Genomic DNA, 22,604 nt, shown 5'->3' on the forward strand with positions numbered 1-22,604 from the left:
AGCCTCTTTGAGAAACTATACTCTTTATTAAATTGTTTTAACGGTAAAGATTTCCTACAAAGTCACGATCAATGGCATCAAGCTCAGAGAGTTTAACTTCTTTAACAAATTTCAATTTGCTAATATCTTTAACTTTGTCTGCAAGTTCTTCCTTATTAACATATAGAATAATATAGCGTGATTTTCTTGAATGGTAATGGCAATCACCAAATTTTTGAATCTTACGGGCATCACGATTGTAATAAAGGTAGACGATTATTCCAACTCTACTTTGTCTTTCAAACATGCGCTATTTCCTTCTTTTATATTTCGATAAATTCCTTTTGCAATTCTTTCTCGTCGTTCAGCTAATGGTAACCCTGTATCAATAAAGATAGTTGAGGACACAATTTCAGCAATGCTCTCTGCAATCTCTGCTAAAATTGTTTGTAAATCAACCTCTGCAATTCGCAATGCAACCACTTTAGGGTGTAAATCAAGCTCTCTCTTTTTACGCAAGATTTCTTTATTAATGGATTTACTGTCGGGACGATACCTTAAGTAGTCTTTTTGATCTGCTACATCAGTGAGTAATCTCTGAAACTGTTCAATTTCGTATTGCAGTTGCTGGTCTTTTTTAAACTTATTGTAGACTTTTCGATAAGTTTGAAATTCCTCTGTTTTCTTAATATCTTCTATTAAATGATCAATAGCGTCTTCAATAGCAAATAGATCTTCGTTAATGACTAACATAAAATGATTATATCATAAACCAGAGCTAATACCATGTTTTTATGAATTAAAATCATCCTCACTTTCCATAACCATATTTAAAAAGTCTTTACCTTTCTAAAACGATAGCCTTTCCCTAATTTTTACCTACCGCATTCCAGATAAACCTCACGCTATTATAACTTGGTTTTCGTCTTTTTTTCATTCCTAATTTTTTATATTCCTAAATAGTAGAATAATATCAATACTTATAAGCTACTAGTAAAACAACTTCAACTTAATAAAAGAACCGAAAATAGATATTTCGGTTCTTTTAGTTTATTTTAATTCATTATTTTCCATAATTTCATCAATGAAGCCATATTCCAACGTCTCTTTGGCATCCATCCAGTAGTCACGTTCTGCATCTTTATGAATTTGCTTAATCGTCTTACCAGAATTATCAGCAAGGATTTTTTCAAGGCGTTTCCGTGTTTTTAACAACTGTTCAGCAACAATTGCCATATCCGTTTGCTGCGTACCACTACCAGCACCACCCATCGGTTGATGAATTAAGTATTCAGCATTTGGTAGCATGAATCGTTTGCCTTTGGCACCTGATGATGCAATGATAGTTCCCATTGAGGCAGCCATACCCATTACAATAGTTTGAACATCTGATTTAATAAAGTTCATAGTGTCAACAATTGCTAGTCCAGCTGAAACTGAACCTCCAGGTGTATTTACATAGAGGTAAATATCTTTAGTATTATCTTGCGCGTCCAAAAATAACAATTGTGCAATAATAGAATTCGCCATATTATCTTCAACTGGTCCAGTTAGCATAATAATACGGTCTTTTAGGAGACGTGAATAGATATCATAAGAACGTTCTCCTCGACTTGTTTGTTCAATAACTACAGGAATCATAGTATTCTCCAATCTAAATAAAATATCTATTAATATATAAGTCTCAATAGATTTATCTTTTAATGACTGTCCTCATTATAATCTATTGGTCAAATAAGGTCAAATAATAACTTTCCTTTTGAAAAAACTTTCCAGTCCTTACTAGAAAGCCTTCTCTCATATTAGCAAAGATCGTTGTTAGAAAATTATTCATGACCTTGAGTTGAATCAAAGCATTTGGAGCTTTTATTTTGTACCAAATAATCTATCACCCGCATCACCAAGACCAGGTACAATGTAGCCATGTTCATTTAACTTTTCGTCCAAGGCTGCTGTATAAATATCAACATCAGGGTGAGCTTCTTGTAACTTTTTCACACCCTCTGGTGCTGCTACGAGACAGACAAACTTAATATTAGCTGCTCCACGTTTTTTCAAGGAATCCACAGCTAATATAGCAGAACCACCAGTCGCAAGCATTGGGTCCACAACAAAAATTTGACGTTGATCAATATCTTCAGGAAGTTTAACAAGGTATTCAACTGGCTCAAAAGTTTCTTCATCACGGTACATTCCGATATGTCCAACCTTCGCAGCTGGGACTAAACTTAAGAATCCATCAACCATTCCGATACCTGCTCTAAGTATTGGGACAATAGCCAATTTTTTACCTGTGAGTTGTTTCTGCACTGTTTTTGCCACTGGTGTTTGAATCTCTACATCTTCAAGCGGAAGATCACGTGATACTTCATACCCCATCAACATCGCAATTTCATTGACTAATTCTCGAAAATTCTTTGTTGAAGTGTCTTCTCTGCGTAAGATTGATAGTTTATGCTGAATAAGTGGATGTGAAATAACTTGACATTTTCCCATGATAACATACTTCCTTCTAAAAATTTTTTACCTTCCACATTATACCAAAAATCATTAGTCTTTGCTGGGGAATTTTTCATATTTAGGTAATTCTTTTAAAAATATAATCAGCTTTGTCAAACAAACTTTCTTTGGAGCAGAGCTGCAAAAGAATTTCTTCAGAAGACTAAAAAAGAACAGCTAGAACTCACTACAAAGTGCTAGTCTGTTCTGTACATTTTGCGGTCTCAGGGCATTTTTAACCTAGCTCTAAGTTTTTCTGCCTTATGACCAATTAACTTATCCAACTGATGTGTCGCAAGAGTTAAATAACCGTATACTATGATTCCAATCAAACCAATAATCAAGAGATAAAGGAGACTGGATAGACGTCCGGTTGGAGTAAAAACAAATCCTAAAAGCCAATTAGCAAATGCTACCACAATTCCCATAATAGCTGTTAGTAGAGCAATTAATGTTAGTTGTTTCAGTAATAGTTTTCGATTGAATTTAGTGACCTGGTGAAGACGTTTATACATCAGGTAAATAGGAACTAGTAAGCCCAGTGAAGTGGCAATAATAGGACCATAGGCGTGAAAAAGATAAATTAATGGTACTTGTAAAACAAGTTTAGTAAGGATACCATAAGCAAAATAATAGAGAGCCTTACGATTCTCAAAAAGAGCTTGTAACATTGGCGCTAATAAGGTATATAGAGCTAATAAAATGGTTTGAAAAAGAACTGCCCTAAATAAGTTAATCGCCTCAACTTCACTGAAACCATAAAAAACAGAATAAAGAGGGCGGGCCAAGATAATAGCACCTAGTAACGCTGGCAAAAGAAATATCATCAACATAACCACATTATTAATAATCAATTTTGCCGATGCACGACTATCCTTTTTGATATGGTTCTCTGTCAAAAGTGCAATCCCAACACCACCAATAGAAGCTGCCACAGCAATTAAAATTATGGTAATTTTAGCAGGATTGGCATTAAAATAACCAAATTGGATCAAGAGTTGCTCTTTGGTATAATTTGTGAAAAGAAGCATCGTATTGGAATAGGTCCACTGGTCAATCAGTTGAAAAGCTTGGATAGCACTCCCTATCACAATAAAAGGAATTGACTCTTTCAAGGTTTCCAATAACAAGCCCTTAGCATCAATTGGAACATCTTGCTTTGGTTTAGCTAAAATAGCCTTTAAGAGCCCCTCTTTTGCTAAATAAAAAACTAGAACAGCCATACTCGCAATCATACCAATGAAAGCAGCTAGCGTCGATTGAGTAACTGCATGTAGGTAGTCGCCAGATCCTATCTTCATAATCATAAAGGTAGCTGTTAGCATCCAAATCACCCTGATAATCTGCTCTGCTATTTGGCTAAGAGCATAAGGTTTTATATTATTGTGCCCTTGGAAGATACCACGGATAACGCTCATGACAGGAAATATAAAAACAGCGAGCGACAGGCTGTGCATAACTGGTATTAGCTGACCGTCCGACCCAGATAAGGTTGAAAAGAAAGGTGACGTTATATACATAATGACCGAAAAAATCAGACCAAGAATAATCATTAATTTTAAGGTTGTTCGGATGAGTTGGTAACTATGTTCTTTTTGATTAAGGGAATTATACTTAGCAACTTGTTTTGCAATGGCAACATTCAGCCCTGTTGTTGAAATCAATAAAAAATAGGCATACACATTATAGCCCATATTAAAGAGTGCATTAGCCTGAGTGGCGTGTTGCCCCATCCAAATTAACCAGGGAATAATATAAATAACCCCAAGTAAGCGACTTATAAAGTTGCTCGCTGTGGACCAAACTGTTCCCTGCAACATTAATTCTTCTTGTGTCAGTTTATTTTTATTCTTATCCATAACTATTCTTTCTTCATATAATAGATATATTATAAACTTTTGCTAGTTACTTGTAAATCTGAAACATAAAAGATAAAATAAGAATTATGATAAGAATTGAAACAATTATTGATTTATTAAAGGGTGACAAAAATTTTCGTGAGGTCATTGCAGAAGATAGCTACTACTATCACTATACTGGTTTAAACTTTGCAAAACTCAGTTATGATAGCCGTGATGCAGATAATCAGACCTTATTTTTTGTAAAAGGAGCTAACTTTAAGGCAGAGTACCTCCAATCAGCACTAAATCAGGGCTTACAAGCTTATATTTCTGAAGTGGACTATGAAGTCGGTATTCCAGCAATTATTGTTAATGACATCAAGCATGCCATGTCTATTATTGCGATGGCTTTTTATGATAACCCACAAGATAAACTTAAGTTGTTAGCATTTACAGGAACTAAAGGCAAAACGACTTCAGCTTATTTTGCTTACCATATTTTAAAGCAATCTCATAAGACAGCTATGCTATCCACAATGAATACTACTTTGGATGGGCAGACTTTTTTCAAGTCACAATTAACAACACCTGAAAGCTTGGACCTTTTCAAAATGATGGCTGAATGTGTTTCTAATGGCATGACCCACTTGATTATGGAAGTTTCCAGCCAGGCCTATCTGGTTGGTCGGGTTTATGGTCTGACTTTTGATGTCGGGGTTTTCCTAAATATTAGTCCAGACCACATTGGACCAATTGAACATCCTAACTTTGAAGACTATTTTTACCACAAACGTCTTTTGATGGAAAATAGTCGTGCAGTTATTATTAATAGCGATATGGATCATTTCCACATCCTAAAAGAGCAAGTAGCCAAACAAGATCATGATTTTTATGGACAAGCATCTGATAATCGTATCACTGATAGTCAGGCTTTTACATTTAATGCCACTGGTAAATTAGCAGGTAACTACAGAACACTCCTGATTGGACGCTTTAATCAAGAAAATGCTATTGCTGCTGGTTTAGCCTGCTTGCGTTTAGGAGCAAGCTACGAGGATATTCAAAAGGGGATTGCACAGACAACTGTCCCCGGCAGGATGGAAGTCCTCAACCACCCTTGCGGTGCAAAAGTTTTTGTTGACTATGCTCACAACGGAGATAGCCTAGAAAAACTTGTTTCTGTGGTTGAAGAGCATCAAAAAGGTCAGATTACATTAATAATTGGTTCCACTGGCAATAAAGGGGAGAGCCGACGTGCTGATTTCGCCAAAGTGATTAATAACCATCCAAACTTATCAGTTATTCTAACAGCTGATGATCCAAACTTTGAAGATCCTCAAACTATTTCAGAAGAAATTGCTAGCTACGTCTCTCGTCAACTTACAATTGAAGTAGACCGTGAACAAGCTATCAAACTTGGATTGCAATCATGTCAAAAAGAAGAGGATGCCCTTATTGTCGCTGGTAAAGGGGCAGATGCTTACCAAATTGTTAACGGCCAAAAAACAGACTATGCCGGTGATTATACCATTGCTAAAACTTTTATAAAAACCTTAAATTAAGCTCAACAGTTCTTACTTCACCAGTAAGGACTGTCTTTCATTATTACTATACTTTTCAAAGCCAAGGTTACTACTTCCAACTTCAGTAATTAGCCTCTACTAACTTTCTGTTATTACTAGATAATATCATTTAAAACTTGATAAATTAGAATGGTTATTGCTACTCTTTTTAACCATTCTAAACAATTAAATTTCTTAGAATAAAAAGAGAGTTTCAATAAAAAAAGCCTTTGTTAAGGCATTCTTCTATGCTATAATGAGAGAGCTTTCAGCAAAAATATGAAAAGTAAGGAGGTCCCAATGTCAACCATTCAGGCAAAAAATATGACTGTTCAATGTGATCAAAAAACAATTATTAAAGAGTTATCATTGAATCTAGTCACTCAAAAAATGACAACAATTATTGGTGCTAATGGTTGTGGTAAATCAACTTTGCTTAAAGCACTTACAAGGATTCTTCCTCATGCATCTGGTAGTGTTTTGATTGACGGTCAAGATATTAGTTCACTTCCTACCAAAGAGATCGCCAAAAAATTAGCCTTGTTGCCTCAATCTCAAGAAGCTTCTCCAGGTATAAACGTCTACGAACTCGTGTCTTACGGCCGCTATCCACACCTTAATCACATGGGCCATCTCAGTCAAGAAGACCATCGTATTATTAACTGGGCCTTATCAATGACGAAGCTGACAGACTTCGCTGATCACTGTGTTGACGCCCTATCGGGTGGCCAAAAACAGCGGGTTTGGATTGCTATGGCCCTAGCCCAAGATACTGATACCATTTTTTTGGATGAACCAACTACCTATTTAGATTTAAATCATCAGTTAGAGGTTTTAGACTTACTAAAAGAACTACAAGTCACTTCACATAAAACCATTATTATGGTTCTACATGATTTAAATTTATCAGCACGTTATTCCGACTATATGATTGCTATGAAAGATGGCAAGATTATTAATCAAGGTAGTGTTTCAGAAATAATGACGCCACGTAATATTGAAAATATATTCGCTATTGATGCTCAAATTGTGGAAGACCCTATCCATCACTGTCCTATTATGTTGACCTATCAACTAATATAAATTTTGTACTAGGAGAATAGTATTTATGAAAAAAATCTTTAGGTTGTTGCCCCTTTTAATTGCTTGTTTACTCATGGTAGCTTGCTCAACGCAGACAGAAAAAACTGATCAAGATAAGCTGAAAATCTCACAAATGCCAAAAATTTCTGGTTTTACTTATAAAGGTCAGATTCCTGAGAATCCTAAACGTGTAGTGAGTTTAGCTTCTACTTACACAGGTTACTTGGCTAAGTTAAACATTAACCTTGTAGGTATCACTTCTTACGATCCAAAAAATCCAGTATTGAAGAAATACATTAAGGGAGCAAAAGTTGTTTCTCCAACTGATTTAGAAGCAATCACAGCTTTAAAACCTGACTTAATCATTGTTGGCTCAAATGAAGAAAAACGCGACCAACTGGCTCAAATTGCACCCTTAATTTCAGTCGAATACCGTAAACATGACTATCTGCAAGTCTTCTCAGACTTTGGTAAAGTTTTTAATAAAACTAAAGAAACCGATAAATGGTTAAAAGATTGGACTCACAAAACAAAAAACTTAGCTAAAGAGGTCAAAGCTGTAACAGGTAAAGAAGCTACCTTTACCGTGATGGGACTCTTTGAAAAAGAAATCTATCTTTTCGGAAAAGATTGGGGACGTGGCGGTGAAATCATTCATCAAGCCTTCGGCTATAAAGCCCCAGCTAAAGTTGAAAAAGATGTTTTTCCAAAAGGTTACCTATCTATCTCTCGAGAAGTTTTACCTGACTATATCGGAGATTATGTAATAGTAGCTGCTGAAGATAGAAAAACAGGTTCTGCTCTTTATGAGAGTGATATGTGGAAAAATCTTCCTGCTGTCAAAGCAAAACACGTCATAAAAGTTAATGCCAACACCTTCTACTTCACTGACCCTCTATCTTTAGAATATGAGTTAAAAACTCTTAAAAAAGCAATCCTCGAAAACAAAAACTAAAAGGAAGTTGAGCAATGGTCTTGAAAAATTCACGCATGTCTCAACAAAAAAGAGACTTTTTCCTTCTTTTTACCCTTATCAGTTTCACTTTTTTGGTGATCCTTTATTTAAGCCTCCGTTTTGGAGCTAAATCAATGACTCATCAAGAATTGATGCAAGTTTTACTCCATCAATCTTCTAACCAAAAGCAAGTGACTATCATATGGGATATGAGATTGCCAAGAATTTTTGCTGCCATTCTTGTTGGTGCGGCCTTGGCTGTATCAGGAGCCTTAATGCAAGCTGTTACGCGAAACCCTATTGCTGATACAGGCTTATTGGGGATTAATAGCGGAGCTGGACTAGCACTTGTCATTGCTTACGCACTTTTTCATCATCTCCATTACTCAGTCATTATCTTAGTCTGTTTATCAGGTTCTATCCTTGCTAGCATCATTATCTTTAGTCTCTCCTATCGGGTGGGAAAAGGTTACCAGCAATTAAGATTAATACTGGCTGGTGCTATGGTATCAACTCTCTTGTCAGCATTAGGCCGAGCAATCACTAATTATTTTCATTTAGCTAATGCAATTATTGGTTGGCAAGCTGGAGGTTTGGTCGGAACTAATTGGCAGATGTTAGCCTATATTGCACCGATTATCCTTCTTTCTTTGATTGCCGTTCAACTATTAGCTTATCAGTTATCCATATTAAGTCTAAGTGAAACTCAGTCAAAAGCCCTTGGGCAATCAACAACTAAGCTCACAATTATTTTTTTAGGATTGGTCTTACTCTTAGCTTCAGCTTCGGTAGCTATTGCAGGAAGTATCGCTTTTGTTGGTTTGATTATTCCACATCTCATTAAAAACTATCTTCCCCAAAATTATCAACTAAGTTTGCCCTTGATTGCTTTTGCAGGAGCAACTTTTCTCTTAGCTGTTGATTTAATTTGTCGAACGATGAATCCTCCCTTCGAAACACCGCTTACTGCAATTATTGGCTTTTTAGGATTCCCAGCATTTTTATGGCTAGTTAGAAAAGGGGGTAAGGCATGAAACATCTTAATAAAGTTCAGCTAATTCTGCTTTTAACTTTGCTTGTTATTTTCTTGAGTATCCTTACTCTTGGAATTGGTGATTCTAGCTTCTCACTTAAAGCCATTAGCAATCTTATTTTAGGGAAAGCTGATTCGACAACAGTATTTATTCTAACAAAGATACGATTACCTCGTCTGCTAGCAGCACTTTTTGGTGGAGCATCCCTAGCACTATCTGGTAATATTCTACAGACACTAACCAAGAACCCTTTAGCAGATTCTGGCATTCTAGGAATTAATGCTGGAGCTGGTATTGTAATTGCTATTTTCACTGCCTTTGGATTTCTAGAGATGTCGACATCTCTTTATTCCTTACCTTTTTTTGCGATGATTGGATCAGGCCTTTCTGTGACCCTAGTCTATCACATGTCCCACATCAAAAATAGACCTCTAAACCCAGTGACTCTAATCATTACAGGCGTTGGACTTTCTATGATGCTCTCTAGTCTTATGATTGCTTTAGTTGGAAATGTTAATCGTTATAAAACCGACTATATCGTCACTTGGTTAAGCGGACACATCACTGGAGATGATTGGCCAACTCTCAAAATTATCTTGCCTCTTCTTATTATTCTATGGTTAGTTAGTTATTGGCAGGCTTACCAGTTAAATCTTATGAATCTATCTGACGACATGTCAATTACTTTAGGTTTTCAATTAAGAAAAGAGCGTCGACTTTCACTAATTTTATCAAGTAGCCTTGCTGCCTTGAGTGTGGTTTTAGTTGGTAACATTGCCTTTGTTGGTTTAATGGCTGGCCACCTGAGTCGTCGACTCGCAGGTGAGGATCATCGCTTAAATTTACCAACAAGTTTTTTGCTTGGAATGCTTCTTATGCTTATTGCTGATACTATCACAAGAGTTTTCCTTGTTGGTTCTAATATCCCTACGGGTATTTTGGTTTCCATCATTGGTGCCCCTTATTTTCTTTATTTAATGATAAAAACTAAAAACTAAAAGGTTGAAATCGTACAGATTTCAACCTTTTCTTTAGTCTGTATTAGCTCTTAAAGCGGACTGTTATCATGATAGTCAAGCTTTTTTGGCGCTACATAGTGAAGAGAGACTTGGTCCAATTTTCCATTTAATTGGTATTTATATTCCTCTTTTTCCTGCAAATAATTAAGCTCTAAAAGCGTTTGACAGAAAACATCTGGCCTTTTTTGTAAGATCAAATCTTTGCGAATAAACTTCATTAAAAATGTGCTCAGATATTTTAAGGCATAGTCTGGATTAACATCCCCTATGATCTGATACAGTTTGTTTTGTTCCGTGGATAAAGAATAGCCTTTTTCTAATTTATAAAAATAATTGGATAGGGTTAATGTATCTCTAGCAAACTCAGTTCGTTCTATAATGATAAGATCATTAGTTTTATTAGCTAGCCTAGTCTCAAAAACTAGTTCTTGAAGTTCTTGGTAAATAGGAGTTTCATTATCTACAAACACCATGCTATCAAGCTGTAGCCCTTCTGTGGTCTTAAGAAGTGGAAGATTCAAATAATAACGACGCTCATCTCTTAAAATGTAAGTTTCCTCAATATAAAGGTCCAAGTACCTATCTAAATGTCTTACATCGGGAAATGCTTTTTTGAGCTGCCGTAAAGTGACATTTGTATGCTGATAAAGATAGTTGATTAGATCTTTGAAGAAAACTTGCTTGGTTGTCTTATTAGGATTAATTACAATTAACATCAGCTTATAGCTACCCTTCTACCTATGAAAAAAAGTGGATAAGCCCACTTTTACAAATAGTCACCTTTAATGACAAAAAAGCTACCACGAATTTCACCAGCTAATTTAGAACGTTGTCTTGCAAATTTAAACTTACCTTCAAATTCTTTTGGAATTTCAATGCCATTTGATAGTTTAAAACCAACTGCACGCTTTCCACCTTCTTCTATGGTGTAAAGAACATTTACTGCCAAGCCATTATCATAATAGACATGTGACCATAAAATACCATCCACTTCCATTTGCGAAACACAGAGGGCTTTATATGGAAAAGTCATTTCCCGCTCTTCTAACACTTTCTCAATAAATGGTAAAATGTGAGGTTTTTCCTCAGTCGTAAAGACCTCATATGCAAGTTTGTATTTATTCCAGAAGTAGCGCGCTTCATTTGCTCTTAAGCCTGCTAAAACATCTTTAACAGGACTTTCTTCTAATAAATTAGTCTCAACTTCTTTAAAATTAACAAGATATGACATTAGTTTCCAAAGCTTTCTGTTAATTGTGGGACCACTTGTTTTTTACGTGATACAGCTCCTGCTAGAAAAGCATGATTATTTTCTAGTGTGAAGTTAAAAGCAGCCTCAACTTTATCCATGTTGCTACCAATTGCTAAGATTTCTGAATTTGAGTTAACAATGTCGGTAATCATTAAGACAAAGTCAGAGTAGCCTTCCTTAGCAATAGCTTCCATAATTGCTGCTTCAATTGCTTCTTGACGCTCTAAGACTTCAGCAATATCAACTGTGTTAACTTGGGCGACACGTACAGGGCTTCCGTTTAATTCAAAAGTTTTAGCATCAATGTCAATAAGCTCTGCTTCAGATTTACTTGCTAAGTTGGTGCCTGCTTTGAGAAGATCCATTCCGTATTCTTCTAAGTTCACTTGAGCTAACGCAGCTAATTCTTCTGCGACTTTATGGTCAGTGGCATGTGTTGTCGGTGATTTTAAAAGGAGAGTATCTGAAATCAGTCCTGATAGGAGCAAGCCTGCAATTTCTTTTGGCACTTCTAAATTATTTTCTTTGTACATACGATAAACAATAGAAGATGCTGATCCTACAGGCTCAACTCGCATAAATAATGGATTAGCTGTTTCAAAATTAGCTACTCTGTGGTGGTCAACGACACCATATATAGTAACATCTGTAATATCTGCAATTGATTGTTGAAATTCATTGTGATCTGTTAAGATAACTGTATCAACGCCCTCAGCTTGAGCAGATTCAACAAGGCGAGGTGCTGTAACTCCAAAACTTTTAAGTGCAAAATTTGTTTCTTCATTCGGTGTTCCAAGCGCTACTACTTCAGCATCCATACCATAGGCTTTTTTTGCTAGATAGGCAAAAGCATAGGATGATGCAATAGCATCTGTATCTGGGTTTTGATGACCAAAAACGAAAACTTTAGACATTTTTCTACCTCATTCTCTTTATTCACTTTATTTTAGCAGAAATGAATGCTAAAATCAAAGCATCTCAATTATTTATTATTGAAAAAAATAAGGCCGAAAGTTATTTCCAGCCTTATTTTATACTTTATGGATACGGTTCATATACTCCGTGTAGGATTCCGTCTTCATAATCGCTTTTGCATTTTGAACCCTTTCTTTAGTCGGAGGCTTCACCCCTTCTAGTGGGTAAGGGATTCCCAGCTCACGCCATTTGAATTCTCCCATAGTATGGTAGGGAAGAATTTCAAACTTATCCACATTCTTTAAGGTTGCTACAAAAGCGCCTAATCGTTCCAAATGTTCATCTATATCGGTTAATCCTGGTACCAAAACATGGCGAATCCATACCGGAATGCCTTTGTCTGAAAGGTATTGAGCAAATAACAAGATATTTTTATTGGACTGTTTAGTCACGATTTTATGCTGGTCCGCATCAATTTCTTTTATGTCCAGTAAGACCAAATCTGTAACAGCCAATAGTTTTTCTAACTTAGCATGATATTGTGGAGTCGCTCGATAAGTAAAACCACAGGTGTCAAGGGTGGTATGGACACCATACTTTTTAGCTTCAATAAACAGAGCCGTGATAAAATCAATCTGTAACATTGCCTCCCCACCAGAAACTGTAATGCCTCCAGTTTTACCCCAGAAATGTTTATAATTTAGAGCTTCTTTTAAAACATCATTAACTGTACGTTCTTTGGAATTGTTGGTCTCCATTTCCCAAGTATCAGGATTGTGGCAATATTGACAACGCATTTTACAGCCTTGCATAAAAATGATAAAACGAATTCCTGGGCCATCAACTGAACCGAAACTTTCAGTTGAGTGGATCATTCCAGTAACTTGCCCATAATCTATTTCAGTCATTGCATCTCCTTATACCTTGTAAACGTTTTTAACACTTTCATTATAACATTTTTCACAAAAAAGACTAGGTATGATCCTAGTCTTCATTAATTATCTGTTCTATATTAGAAACAACAACTTTTAGCTTCGTAATCCGTCCATCTTTTACTTTATCGTTAGTAAGAATTAAATGTTTCCCATTACTATAGCATTCAATGCTTTCTTTTTCTTCTTGGCTCGGGATAGTACCGGTACCTGTTATATAAAAACCTGCTATCGTATCAACATCATCACTCTCAAGATCAGTTTCAAAGTACTCATTAAACTCATTAAGTGTCATTGTCCCTACGACGATATAAGTATCTTCACCAATAACATGCACAAATTGTTCTGCTTTGTCGGTTTCGTCATCAATTTCACCAACAATTTCTTCCAATAAATCTTCCAAGGTAACCAGTCCAGCTACGCCTCCATACTCATCTAAAAGGATTGCCATTTGATTCTGAGTGATTCGGAGTTGACGTAATAAATCATCTACATAAATTGTTTCTGGAACAAATAAGGGTTCTTGTAAAATTCGTCGGATATTGATATTTTCAAAGCCTTCTTTAAATCCGGCATCTAATAAGCGTTTGGTGTGAACCAAACCAATAACCTTATCTTTGTCAACATCGTAAACGGGGATGCGTGAAAAACTTTGTTTTAAGATTTCTTGGATATTTTCTAAAGCATCGTCGTTGATATCAATCATAAAAGCATCAGTACGTGGTACCATCACTTCCCGCGCCATTAATTCGTCCAGAGAGAATATCCCTTGTAACATTTCGATTTCGTCAGCGTCTAATGTGGCTTCACTATTTGACAACATGTATTCAATTTCGTCACGTGTCATTTGTTCATCAGCATCATCAAATGTCATAGGCGTTATACGACTAAGTAAGTTAGTCGAAACAGATAAGAGCCATACAAAAGGACTGACCAACTTCCCTAAAACAATAATCACTGGTGCTGAAATAATAGCCAAGCGATCTTTTAAATTCATAGCAATTCGTTTAGGATATAATTCTCCCAGAACGATAGAAACATAAGTTAAAAAAATCAATGAGATAATTGTCCCAGCAGAACGGGCTGTCGCTGAATTTCCTAACCAGCTTGAGATAACTTTCCCAAGAGAAGCCGATAAACTAGCTCCCTGTAAGAGACTGATGAAGGTAATACCAACCTGGATAGTTGATAAAAAGTGGTTAGGTTGATTTAAGACGCTCAACAATCGGACATAGCTTTTATCGCCATCTGCTGCTTTTTGTTGAACTCGGGAGCGGCTTAAAGAAACAAGAGCCATCTCACTAGCAGAGAAAAAAGCGTTTAATAAAGTCAAGAAAATCAGCAATAATACTTGAAGGTATAAGGGCTGATTGACAGGGTCTTCCATTAATAAATACTCCTAAAAAGTTTATAGTATAGTCATTATATCACAGATTTTCCAGAAAAGGACTCAATTTATTATTAAGCCCTAAATTTCAATTTTTTATCCCAAGAAATTTTTATATTAAAGGATTCTTTTTAGGCAACTTACCCACTCTTAATCATCAGCTAATTTCTCTAGCATTAGTAAAAATGGTGGGCAATTTTTTTGGTTCAAAGCTTGGTAACTCATCACGGTCACCTTTTCTTGTGGCAGCTGGCTCAAATAATCAAGTAGAGCATCTTTTTCCTTTAGCCCTCCTTCATGCCCATAATAAACCATAATAGCAATCCTACCACCCACACGCAGAGCTCTCAATAATTTTTTAAGGGCTTCAATGGTTGTTTCTGCTCTTGTAATGATTGACTTATCAGCATTTGGTAAATACCCCAAGTTAAAGATAGCTGCATCTACTTGGTCAAGGTAAGCATCAACTTTTTCATGCCCATCTTGGATTAGTTGAACATTCTCAAGCTGTGCTTTTTGCACTTTCTCCCTTGTTACCTGCAAAGCTTTTTCCTGGACGTCAAAAGCATATAATCTTTTAACTTTTGGGGCAAAATATAGGGTATCGTTGCCATTTCCCATAGTTGCATCAACCAGAATACTATTGGTATCAAGGATGGCATCCAAAAATTGGTGAGACATATCAAGTGGTTTTTGCATGATTGTTTACTCCTAACTTGCTAAATCACGGCGGCTAAAGACAAAAAGTCCAATCAGATCAGAAATAATTATAATAACGGTCGCAATTAGTAACATCACAACATCAAGATCCGAACCAGCGAACCGATCGGTAGCATTCGCATAATAATATGGCGTCACATACTTGAGAATATCTACTTTATCAACTAGTCGGCATATAAGATCCATAAAATAGCCAAATAAAGCAATCCCCATTCCTAAACCAACTAGCTTTTTCCGAGAAAAAGCGGAAATCATAAAGCAAATACTTGCGATTTCTACCTGCATGACGAGTACCAAAGAATGATATTGTGCGAAGTCAATATAATTAAAAGGCATCCCTACTTTGTAAAGCGCTAGGTACTCAGGGGTAATCGCTATCACATTGAAAAGTATCAGTAAGATTAAAATACTAAGATACTTCTTCCAAAAAATATGTTGGCGACTTATTGGTAGGCTAAAGAGAAACTCTGCTGTATGAGCCTCTTCTTCCTTAGATAGCAATGATATTCCTAACATTGCTGAAAACATCGCTGCGCCAATCGAATAAATCAGAGCAATTTCTGCCGAATAGTAGCCTCCTAAGGTCGCTATGGAGACTTTGTCCATTCCTAAAGCCTTTGAAATACCTCCCATGTCTTGATAGAGGTATGCAATTTCTTTAATACTATCAGCGACACTCTCGTAGAGTAGAATACATAAAGCGCTACTAATGCCTACAGATAACGCCCAAATTAAAAGACTTTTTCTGTTTTCTTGTAACTCATGTTTAATAATCATCTTGTTTCCTCCTCATAATAGTGCATAAAGAGGTCCTCCAAGGATGGTTCTTCAATTAAAACATCATCAAGTTCCATTTGACTCAACTCTTTGAGTAACTCACTAGCTTTACCTTCAAAGGTGCGCGTGCTTGATTGGCCATCTTTCCATAACGTAACTACTTTTTTTTGATGTTGCATGAGATTTTCAACCCGATCAATAGTTACCAATTTTCCTTTTTTAAGAATTGCAATGCGATCACAATATGATTTGATTTCCGACAAAACATGAGAGGATAAAAAGCAAGTCTTACCATTTGCTTTCGCTTCTAACAAGAGTTGAAAGAAACGCTCTTGCATGAGGGGATCTAATCCTGACGTTGGCTCATCTAAAATTAATAAATCTGGCTGATGTTGCATCGCACAAACAATACTAACTTTTTTACGATTACCTAAAGATAAGTCCTTAATTTTTTTGGTTAGGGGTATTTCTAGGAGTTGGCAAATACGGTCTGCTTCTCTACTACAATCTATGTTAGTGTGGGCTTTAGCAGCAAAATCAATGGTCTCCTTAACCGTCATATTAGGATAAAACATCGCTTCTGAAGGCATATACCCAATATGCTCTAAGGTTTCAGACAAGTTTTGATAACGATTATTAAAAAGGGTAATTTGTCCCTTATTACAAGTGATTAAACCTAATAGACACCTTATAGTCGTTGATTTTCCAGCACCATTAGCACCAAGGAATCCATATATTTCCCCTTTCTCAACTGTCAAAGTCAATTGATCAAGAGCAATTTGCCGACCATAGGATTTTGATAGATTTTGAATAGCAATAATTGTCTCTGTCATAATAGACTCCTTTCCGGCATATCTTAGATTAGTCGACAGCCCTGATAAACATCTCTGGCTTCCATTTCTTTATCTATGGCATTTAATACTTCCCACTTATTTAGGCTCCACATAGGGCCTATTAGCATCTCCCGTGGGGCATCACCTGTAATCCGATGAATGATGATATCTTTGGGAATAATTTCTAGCTGGTCACAAATAATGTTAACATAATCTTTTTGGCTCAGTAATTGCAAACGTCCTTCATGGTAGTCGCGTTGCATACGCGTATTTGTCATCAAATGTAAAAGATGAAGTTTAATACCTTGAATATCATTATCTGTGACACACCTCCTTACATTTTCAAGCATCATCTCGTGTGTTTCTCCCGGTAAGCCATTGATAAGATGAGCAACCACTTCAATCTTAGGGTATCTCCGAAGACGCTTTACAGTTTCCTGATACAATTCATAAGAATGAGCACGATTAATCAGCCGTGATGTTTCTTCATAAGTTGTCTGCAACCCAAGCTCTACGGTAACATGCATTTTTTCTGCCAGCTCTGCTAAGTAAGAAATAACCTCATCAGGCAAACAATCTGGTCTGGTACCAATATTGATACCAACCACACCAGGCTCAAAAATAGCTTGTTCATAACGTTCTTTAATGACTTCTAGAGAAGCATGGGTATTTGTGAAATTTTGGAAATAAACCAAATAATGGCTAACCTCTGGCCATTTTCTATGCATAAAGTCGATTTCTTTGTAAAATTGCTCTCTAATAGGAGCATCAGGCGCTACAATAGCATCTCCTGAACCCGAAACCGTACAGAAGGTACAGCCTCCGTGTGATACTGTTCCATCACGATTTGGACAATCAAAACCTGCGTCAATAGGAACTTTAAATATTTTTTCACCAAATAGTTTACGATAATAGTCATTCAGTGTTTGGTAACGTTTTTTCATATTCCCATTTTAGCATAATTTAACCTAAAAAAAACAACCCTTTCGAGTTGCTTAGTTATTATTTTTGTTTTGATTGAAACCGCCATTCAAAACGCTTTTCTTTATAATAAAGGTATAATAGATTCAAAATACCATAGCCCAGAACAAAACCGCCAATAACATCTGTAGGGTAGTGAACGCCCAGATAGATACGAGACAAACCAATCAACAAAATAACTGTCGTGAAAGCAATCGTGACTAGTATTTTTGTGCCTTTCTTCTGAGTACGTCCCAGCAAAATCACCATCAAAGCACCATATATCATCATGGAGCCCATAGCATGTCCACTAGGAAAGGAATAGCCACCTGCATAAACGATATGCTCTAAACTAGGGCGTGCCCGTTGGTATACAAATTTAAAACCTGTGACTAACAGTCCTGCTAAAATGCCATTCGTTAGTTGAAATAAAGCCTCAGCCTTCCATTTTTTTATCAAGAAAAAAATTACTAATACCGCAACGACAACGACTTGAGTGGAGACATTCCCCATATAGGTGATAGCTCTAAAGAAGCTTGTTAGTTGAGCGGGTAGTGAGCCTCTAATAGCATTTTGAACCCTATCGTCAAATACCACAAGTGAATACGGATAAAACTGGACAGTATAGCCCAGCATGACAAAAATTAAAAATGCAAATGATGACCTTAATAGATAAGTTTGTTTAGTTTTCATATGGTAAATTGATGTATCTTTCTAAAACTGGTTTACTAGCAATATAAACAAAATAAAATGAAATTGCAAATATTACCCCCTCTGCCAAATTGAATGGTAATACCATTGTAACTAGGTACTTGACCACACCGATAAAGGTACCTATATCAAAATTAGCAAACTTTGCATATAAAGGAATGGCATAAAAATAGTTTAACAACAGCATTACAAGCGTTAACATAACTGTCCCAATTAAAGTAGCTCCTATAAATTGTTTACGTGTCTTCTTTGGATTCCAAAACATAGCAAATGCCGTTACGAATAAGCCTAAGGCCAAAATATTCATTGGTAAGCCAATAAAATCATTGGCTCCGCTATTGTTAAGAATCAATTTCAGCAAACTGCGTAATAATAAGACAGTATAAGCGCTTTTAAGATCTAGCAGAACTAAGGCTAACATAATAGGTATAATCGAAAATTCGATTTTTAAAAAATTAGCCGCCGGAATAATTGCAAAGCTGACAAACATTAATAAGAAAGAAATGGTTGACAAGATCGCAATCATTACAAGCCGATGTGTTTTTGACATAAAAAAGTTCCTCCAATTTTTTCAAATTGAAAGAAGTTCCTTCGTAATTGCCTACACTCAAAAAAGCATACACAAAAAACCCGGTCTTCTCTCATCCAGACTTTACTGTCGGTTGTGGATTTGCACCACATCAGCTTGCGCTCGCGGACTTCTAACTCATTAGTCACCGCCGGTCGGGAATTGCACCCTGCCCTGAAGACACTTATAGGATAGCAAATTTATTACTACTTAGCAAGAAATTTTATTTATTTTTAACTTTCCTTAAGGATGTGATTGCATTGATGGAAAACTAAACTGATACCTAATAGCATACGATTTTTTCTGTCCTTTTGACAGCTTAATATTCCCTAAATGCTGATGGGTAATTGCATCAGGTAAGGTTTGAGCTTCTAATGCCAACCCTTCATGCCTAACATTATTGCGTTGCCAACTCCGTTCAAAACGAACGCCTTCTTCAGGATAGTTAAAACTATAAACAACCAACCCATTTCTGTTTGAAAAGAGAGAAACCTGATCTCGACTTTCTAAATCTGTCAAGATAGCAATGGGCTGAGTGATATCATCTTTAACGACGAAAGCATCATCTAGACCTGCTGTCTGTTCAAGAGGAGTTTGCAAACGAGTTGGGATTAAAAAATCATAAGGTGAGTCCTTCACAGATAGGAGTTGTCCAGATGGAATAAGTTCATTATTAGTTTCTAGCATTTGTTGGGAAGCGATAAATAATGAATGGTTTTCAATGGTTTCTTGAGAGCTCAAATTAAAGTAAACATGGCAAGTGGGATTAAAAAGTGTTTCTTTAGTAACTTGGTCAGCTACATAAGTTACTGATAAACTGTTATCTTTTTCCAAACGGTAGGTAGCATTCACTCGCATATCTCCTGGAAAACCATCAAGCTCTGCTCGAGCTTGATAGGTAAAGCAAACTTCCGCATAGCTGTCACTTACATTGGTATGATAGGACCAGTTTTGTTTATGAAATCCTTGTGGTCCCCCATGAATACAATTTGTATAACTATTTTGGGGAAGTTGATAGACCCCATCCGTTAGAGCAATACGCCCCCTTGAAATCCTTCCCGCCACTCGGCCAATAGATTGTCCAGCACAGATACCATTTGCCAAGTACTCACTTGGCTTTGCATGTCCTAGAACGATGTTCTTGTAAGTCCCATCTGTTTGAGGAACTAGATAGGCTTGCCATGTTGCACCCAAGCTCAAAAAATGTGCTCTGATACCATTTTCATTTATTAGTTGAATTTGAAAAATTTCTATACCATCAACCACTTCACTAAGAACAGTTTTTACTTCCATATAAAATCCTCATTTAGTTAACTTTCTTAAAAAGATAAGAAAAGTAAACCTTTTGAATAGTTTACCTTTCTTTTAATTATTGTTTTTCAATTGAAATTAGCAGTGATGTGAAGTCCTTTAGACCTTCCACAAAATCTTCTTTATCAATAACCAGTCCAGCATTCATTAAGGTTGCACCGGAATAGGTTTTGCTATTATTAATGTTATAAATAGATTCTGGCTGGAGGTTCTGTAACATCAAACGCTGTCTCCCCTCATTAGATGTAACCAGCGTACGATAAAAGGCTACAAATCCTTTATTACCATCTTCAGACATAACCTGCCATGCTGTCACTTTACTTTCAAAAGGACTTATTAAACGTGTAAATTCCCCCCTTTGAAAAACATGACGATAGTCCTTATAGAACGCTATCTGATTGGCGATTGCTTTTTTCTCATCACTATTTAATGTTGACAAGTCAAGTTCATAGCCAAAACTACCAAAACAAGCAACATTTGCTCGAGTCGACAGAGGAGTTACTCGTTGAACCTGCTGATTTGGAACTTCTGACACATGACATCCCATACTTGAAAGTGGATAAACCATTGATGTCCCATATTGAATTTTAAGTCGTTCTATAGCATCTGAATTATCACTTGTCCAAGTTTGTGGAGCATAATAGAGCATCGCAGGATCAAAACGCCCGCCCCCACTTGAGCAAGATTCAAATAACACATTTGGGAATTCACTAGTTAAGGCATCATATAGCCGATAAAGATTTAAAATATATCGATGGAATAGCTCCCCTTGCTGCTGTGAAGAATGGAGTGGACTAAAAACTTCACTCATGTAACGATTCATATCCCATTTAATATAATCAATCTCATGATTAGCTAAAAGCTGATGTAATTGCTGATAAATATTCTGATAAACCTCTTCATTGGCTAGATTGAGCGTATATTGAAATCTTCCATGAGATGTATTGCGATCGGGGTGATGAAAAATCCAGTCAGGATGTTCTCTATATAAATCACTGTCCTTATTCACCATTTCAGGTTCTATCCACAAACCAAAGGACATACCCATTTCATGGATAGATTCTATCAAACCAGTAAGACCATGTGGTAGTTTTTCTAGATTAACAGTCCAATCTCCTAACCCAGAGCGGTCGCTATTTCTCTTTCCAAACCACCCATCATCCATCACAAACAGTTCTATCCCTACCGATGCAGCTTCTTTAGCTAAAGTTAGAATTCGTTCTTCATCAAAATCAAAAGTCATTGCTTCCCAGTTATTAAGTAGAACAGGTCTCGGTGTATCACGCCACTTCCCTCTTACCAACCTTTGACGAAATAGACTGTGGAAAGTCTGGCTCATTCCATTTAAGCCACAATCACTATAAACCATGACAACTTCCGGTGTAGTAAATGAGGCACCCTTTGACAAAAGCCATTCAAAATTTTCTGGATGAATTCCAAAGTTAATGCGTGCTTCATCATAAGGACTTACATCAACTTGTCCAATAAAATTACCACTATATACAAATGAAAAACCAAATACTTCGCCACAATTTTCATTGGCATCTCCCCTTAGTAAAGCTAGAAAAGGATTGTGCTCTGCACTACTAGCTCCTTTTAGACTATAAATTGAATGACAGCCTTGCTTTAAGGGAACAACACTGATATGCCTTTCACGACCCCATGCCCCATCTAGATGCAAACATTTAAAATCTGAATCTAATAAGTCTAAACTCATAGATAAGGCTTTTTCTAGGACAATATCTTCATCGCCAAGTTGTTCAAAGCGAGCATGACGTGTAATGACTGGTCGATTTTCATAAAGGGTATAAGTCAACTCTAATAGCGTCTGAGAATAATCATCTCGCAACAGAACTTTCAGTGTCTCTGCTTCCTCATCATTATCAACATAGGTTGAGGGCAAACCTTCTAAAGCGGGCTTCCCTTTTTGAATCTGAAAATCATAAAACTTGAAATCTGATAAACGACTTCCATCCTTTGTCTTGATCATAAAAGCAGCATCTGCATAATCGCCTGTTCCAAACGAAGGGTATTCTTGACGAGTGTGTTGTAATGAAAACGTTGGTTCTTTTTCCGATACAAAGGAAGTCAATGAACGGTATTCACCTTCTATAAATTGTAAGTAAGATTCCTCAGGATTAACTCGTTTACCATAGTAAAGGTGGCCCAGTTGGCCATTAGATAAGACACAAAAAACATAGCTCACTTTGTTATTGTAAAGATGAAATTCTTTGGTTTTAGGGTTAAATTTAATTGACATATTTTA

At 36.4% G+C, this 22,604-nt stretch carries 23 protein-coding genes and 1 riboswitch; of the genes, 5 read left to right on the forward strand and 18 right to left on the reverse strand.

The features are described from left to right. Positions 1-37: 37 nt before the first annotated feature. The 5 genes from FGK96_RS07305 to FGK96_RS07325 all read right to left on the reverse strand — a co-directional run bounded on the left by FGK96_RS07305 (position 38) and on the right by FGK96_RS07325 (position 4,337). Complete coding sequence (locus FGK96_RS07305) at positions 38-286, reverse strand: DUF2129 domain-containing protein (RefSeq protein WP_003082879.1); 249 nt, start codon at positions 284-286, stop codon at positions 38-40. Beyond that, on the reverse strand, positions 256-732 hold the full coding sequence (locus FGK96_RS07310; protein WP_138082681.1) for a YlbF family regulator: 477 nt from the start codon (positions 730-732) through the stop codon (positions 256-258). The genes FGK96_RS07305 and FGK96_RS07310 overlap by 31 nt, the downstream gene beginning before the upstream one ends. Before the next feature lie 297 nt (positions 733-1,029). After that, entirely contained in the window at positions 1,030-1,620 is a 591-nt protein-coding gene (clpP, locus tag FGK96_RS07315) for an ATP-dependent Clp protease proteolytic subunit ClpP (RefSeq protein WP_003083781.1), read from the reverse strand. 225 nt (positions 1,621-1,845) lie between these two features. Further along, entirely contained in the window at positions 1,846-2,475 is a 630-nt protein-coding gene (gene upp, locus FGK96_RS07320; protein WP_003084317.1) for a uracil phosphoribosyltransferase, read from the reverse strand. A gap of 227 nt (positions 2,476-2,702) precedes the next feature. Beyond that, positions 2,703-4,337, reverse strand: a complete 1,635-nt coding sequence (locus tag FGK96_RS07325) for a putative polysaccharide biosynthesis protein (RefSeq protein WP_138082683.1) — start codon at positions 4,335-4,337, stop codon at positions 2,703-2,705. Between the two features lie 86 nt (positions 4,338-4,423). Between FGK96_RS07325 and FGK96_RS07330 the strand changes: the two genes are divergently transcribed. The 5 genes from FGK96_RS07330 to FGK96_RS07350 all read left to right on the forward strand — a co-directional run bounded on the left by FGK96_RS07330 (position 4,424) and on the right by FGK96_RS07350 (position 9,951). Beyond that, positions 4,424-5,881 carry a UDP-N-acetylmuramoyl-L-alanyl-D-glutamate--L-lysine ligase gene (locus FGK96_RS07330; protein WP_138082685.1) on the forward strand — a complete coding sequence of 486 codons (1,458 nt, stop codon included), beginning with the start codon at positions 4,424-4,426 and terminating at the stop codon, positions 5,879-5,881. Positions 5,882-6,181: 300 nt separating this feature from the next. Continuing rightward, complete coding sequence (locus tag FGK96_RS07335; protein ID WP_138082687.1) at positions 6,182-6,964, forward strand: ABC transporter ATP-binding protein; 783 nt, start codon at positions 6,182-6,184, stop codon at positions 6,962-6,964. A 25-nt stretch (positions 6,965-6,989) separates the two neighbouring features. Next, entirely contained in the window at positions 6,990-7,919 is a 930-nt protein-coding gene (locus FGK96_RS07340) for an iron-hydroxamate ABC transporter substrate-binding protein (RefSeq protein WP_138082689.1), read from the forward strand. 14 nt (positions 7,920-7,933) lie between these two features. Next, positions 7,934-8,953, forward strand: coding sequence for a FecCD family ABC transporter permease (locus tag FGK96_RS07345; protein WP_138082691.1), 1,020 nt, complete (start codon positions 7,934-7,936; stop codon positions 8,951-8,953). After that, positions 8,950-9,951 carry a FecCD family ABC transporter permease gene (locus FGK96_RS07350; RefSeq protein WP_138082693.1) on the forward strand — a complete coding sequence of 334 codons (1,002 nt, stop codon included), beginning with the start codon at positions 8,950-8,952 and terminating at the stop codon, positions 9,949-9,951. The genes FGK96_RS07345 and FGK96_RS07350 overlap by 4 nt, the downstream gene beginning before the upstream one ends. 50 nt (positions 9,952-10,001) lie before the next feature. Here FGK96_RS07350 and FGK96_RS07355 read toward each other — a convergent pair whose 3' ends face one another. The 13 genes from FGK96_RS07355 to FGK96_RS07415 all read right to left on the reverse strand — a co-directional run bounded on the left by FGK96_RS07355 (position 10,002) and on the right by FGK96_RS07415 (position 22,598). Continuing rightward, positions 10,002-10,688 carry a DUF1803 domain-containing protein gene (locus tag FGK96_RS07355; RefSeq protein WP_138082695.1) on the reverse strand — a complete coding sequence of 229 codons (687 nt, stop codon included), beginning with the start codon at positions 10,686-10,688 and terminating at the stop codon, positions 10,002-10,004. Between the two features lie 50 nt (positions 10,689-10,738). Further along, positions 10,739-11,203, reverse strand: a complete 465-nt coding sequence (locus FGK96_RS07360) for a phage tail protein (RefSeq protein ID WP_138082697.1) — start codon at positions 11,201-11,203, stop codon at positions 10,739-10,741. Next, entirely contained in the window at positions 11,203-12,138 is a 936-nt protein-coding gene (locus FGK96_RS07365; RefSeq protein ID WP_138082699.1) for a manganese-dependent inorganic pyrophosphatase, read from the reverse strand. The genes FGK96_RS07360 and FGK96_RS07365 overlap by 1 nt, the downstream gene beginning before the upstream one ends. A gap of 117 nt (positions 12,139-12,255) precedes the next feature. Continuing rightward, positions 12,256-13,047 carry a pyruvate formate-lyase-activating protein gene (pflA, locus tag FGK96_RS07370; RefSeq protein WP_138082701.1) on the reverse strand — a complete coding sequence of 264 codons (792 nt, stop codon included), beginning with the start codon at positions 13,045-13,047 and terminating at the stop codon, positions 12,256-12,258. A 76-nt stretch (positions 13,048-13,123) separates the two neighbouring features. After that, a complete protein-coding gene (locus tag FGK96_RS07375) occupies positions 13,124-14,458 on the reverse strand; it encodes a hemolysin family protein (RefSeq protein WP_138082703.1) in 1,335 nt (444 codons plus the stop codon). A 150-nt stretch (positions 14,459-14,608) separates the two neighbouring features. Beyond that, complete coding sequence (locus FGK96_RS07380) at positions 14,609-15,157, reverse strand: tRNA (mnm(5)s(2)U34)-methyltransferase (protein WP_172601612.1); 549 nt, start codon at positions 15,155-15,157, stop codon at positions 14,609-14,611. A 12-nt stretch (positions 15,158-15,169) separates the two neighbouring features. After that, positions 15,170-15,955, reverse strand: a complete 786-nt coding sequence (locus tag FGK96_RS07385) for an ABC transporter permease subunit (protein WP_138082707.1) — start codon at positions 15,953-15,955, stop codon at positions 15,170-15,172. After that, complete coding sequence (locus FGK96_RS07390) at positions 15,952-16,788, reverse strand: ABC transporter ATP-binding protein (protein ID WP_138082709.1); 837 nt, start codon at positions 16,786-16,788, stop codon at positions 15,952-15,954. The genes FGK96_RS07385 and FGK96_RS07390 overlap by 4 nt, the downstream gene beginning before the upstream one ends. A gap of 23 nt (positions 16,789-16,811) precedes the next feature. Then, the gene (locus FGK96_RS07395) at positions 16,812-17,732 is read right to left on the reverse strand and encodes a TIGR01212 family radical SAM protein (protein WP_138082711.1); all 921 of its coding nucleotides are present in this window, start codon (positions 17,730-17,732) and stop codon (positions 16,812-16,814) included. A 58-nt stretch (positions 17,733-17,790) separates the two neighbouring features. After that, on the reverse strand, positions 17,791-18,441 hold the full coding sequence (locus FGK96_RS07400) for a phosphatase PAP2 family protein (protein ID WP_138082713.1): 651 nt from the start codon (positions 18,439-18,441) through the stop codon (positions 17,791-17,793). Further along, the gene (locus FGK96_RS07405) at positions 18,431-19,009 is read right to left on the reverse strand and encodes an ECF transporter S component (RefSeq protein WP_138082715.1); all 579 of its coding nucleotides are present in this window, start codon (positions 19,007-19,009) and stop codon (positions 18,431-18,433) included. Before FGK96_RS07405 ends, FGK96_RS07400 begins: the two co-directional genes overlap by 11 nt. Before the next feature lie 79 nt (positions 19,010-19,088). Then, positions 19,089-19,213: riboswitch (FMN riboswitch) on the reverse strand. A 57-nt stretch (positions 19,214-19,270) separates the two neighbouring features. Continuing rightward, the gene (locus tag FGK96_RS07410) at positions 19,271-20,320 is read right to left on the reverse strand and encodes an aldose epimerase family protein (RefSeq protein ID WP_138082717.1); all 1,050 of its coding nucleotides are present in this window, start codon (positions 20,318-20,320) and stop codon (positions 19,271-19,273) included. A gap of 76 nt (positions 20,321-20,396) precedes the next feature. Then, positions 20,397-22,598: an alpha-galactosidase gene (locus FGK96_RS07415; protein ID WP_138082719.1), complete on the reverse strand. Its 2,202-nt coding sequence runs from the start codon at positions 22,596-22,598 to the stop codon at positions 20,397-20,399. Positions 22,599-22,604 lie beyond the last annotated feature (6 nt).

Source organism: Streptococcus porcinus (assembly GCF_901542335.1).
In the GTDB taxonomy this organism is placed as follows: Bacteria; Bacillota; Bacilli; order Lactobacillales; family Streptococcaceae; genus Streptococcus; species Streptococcus porcinus_A.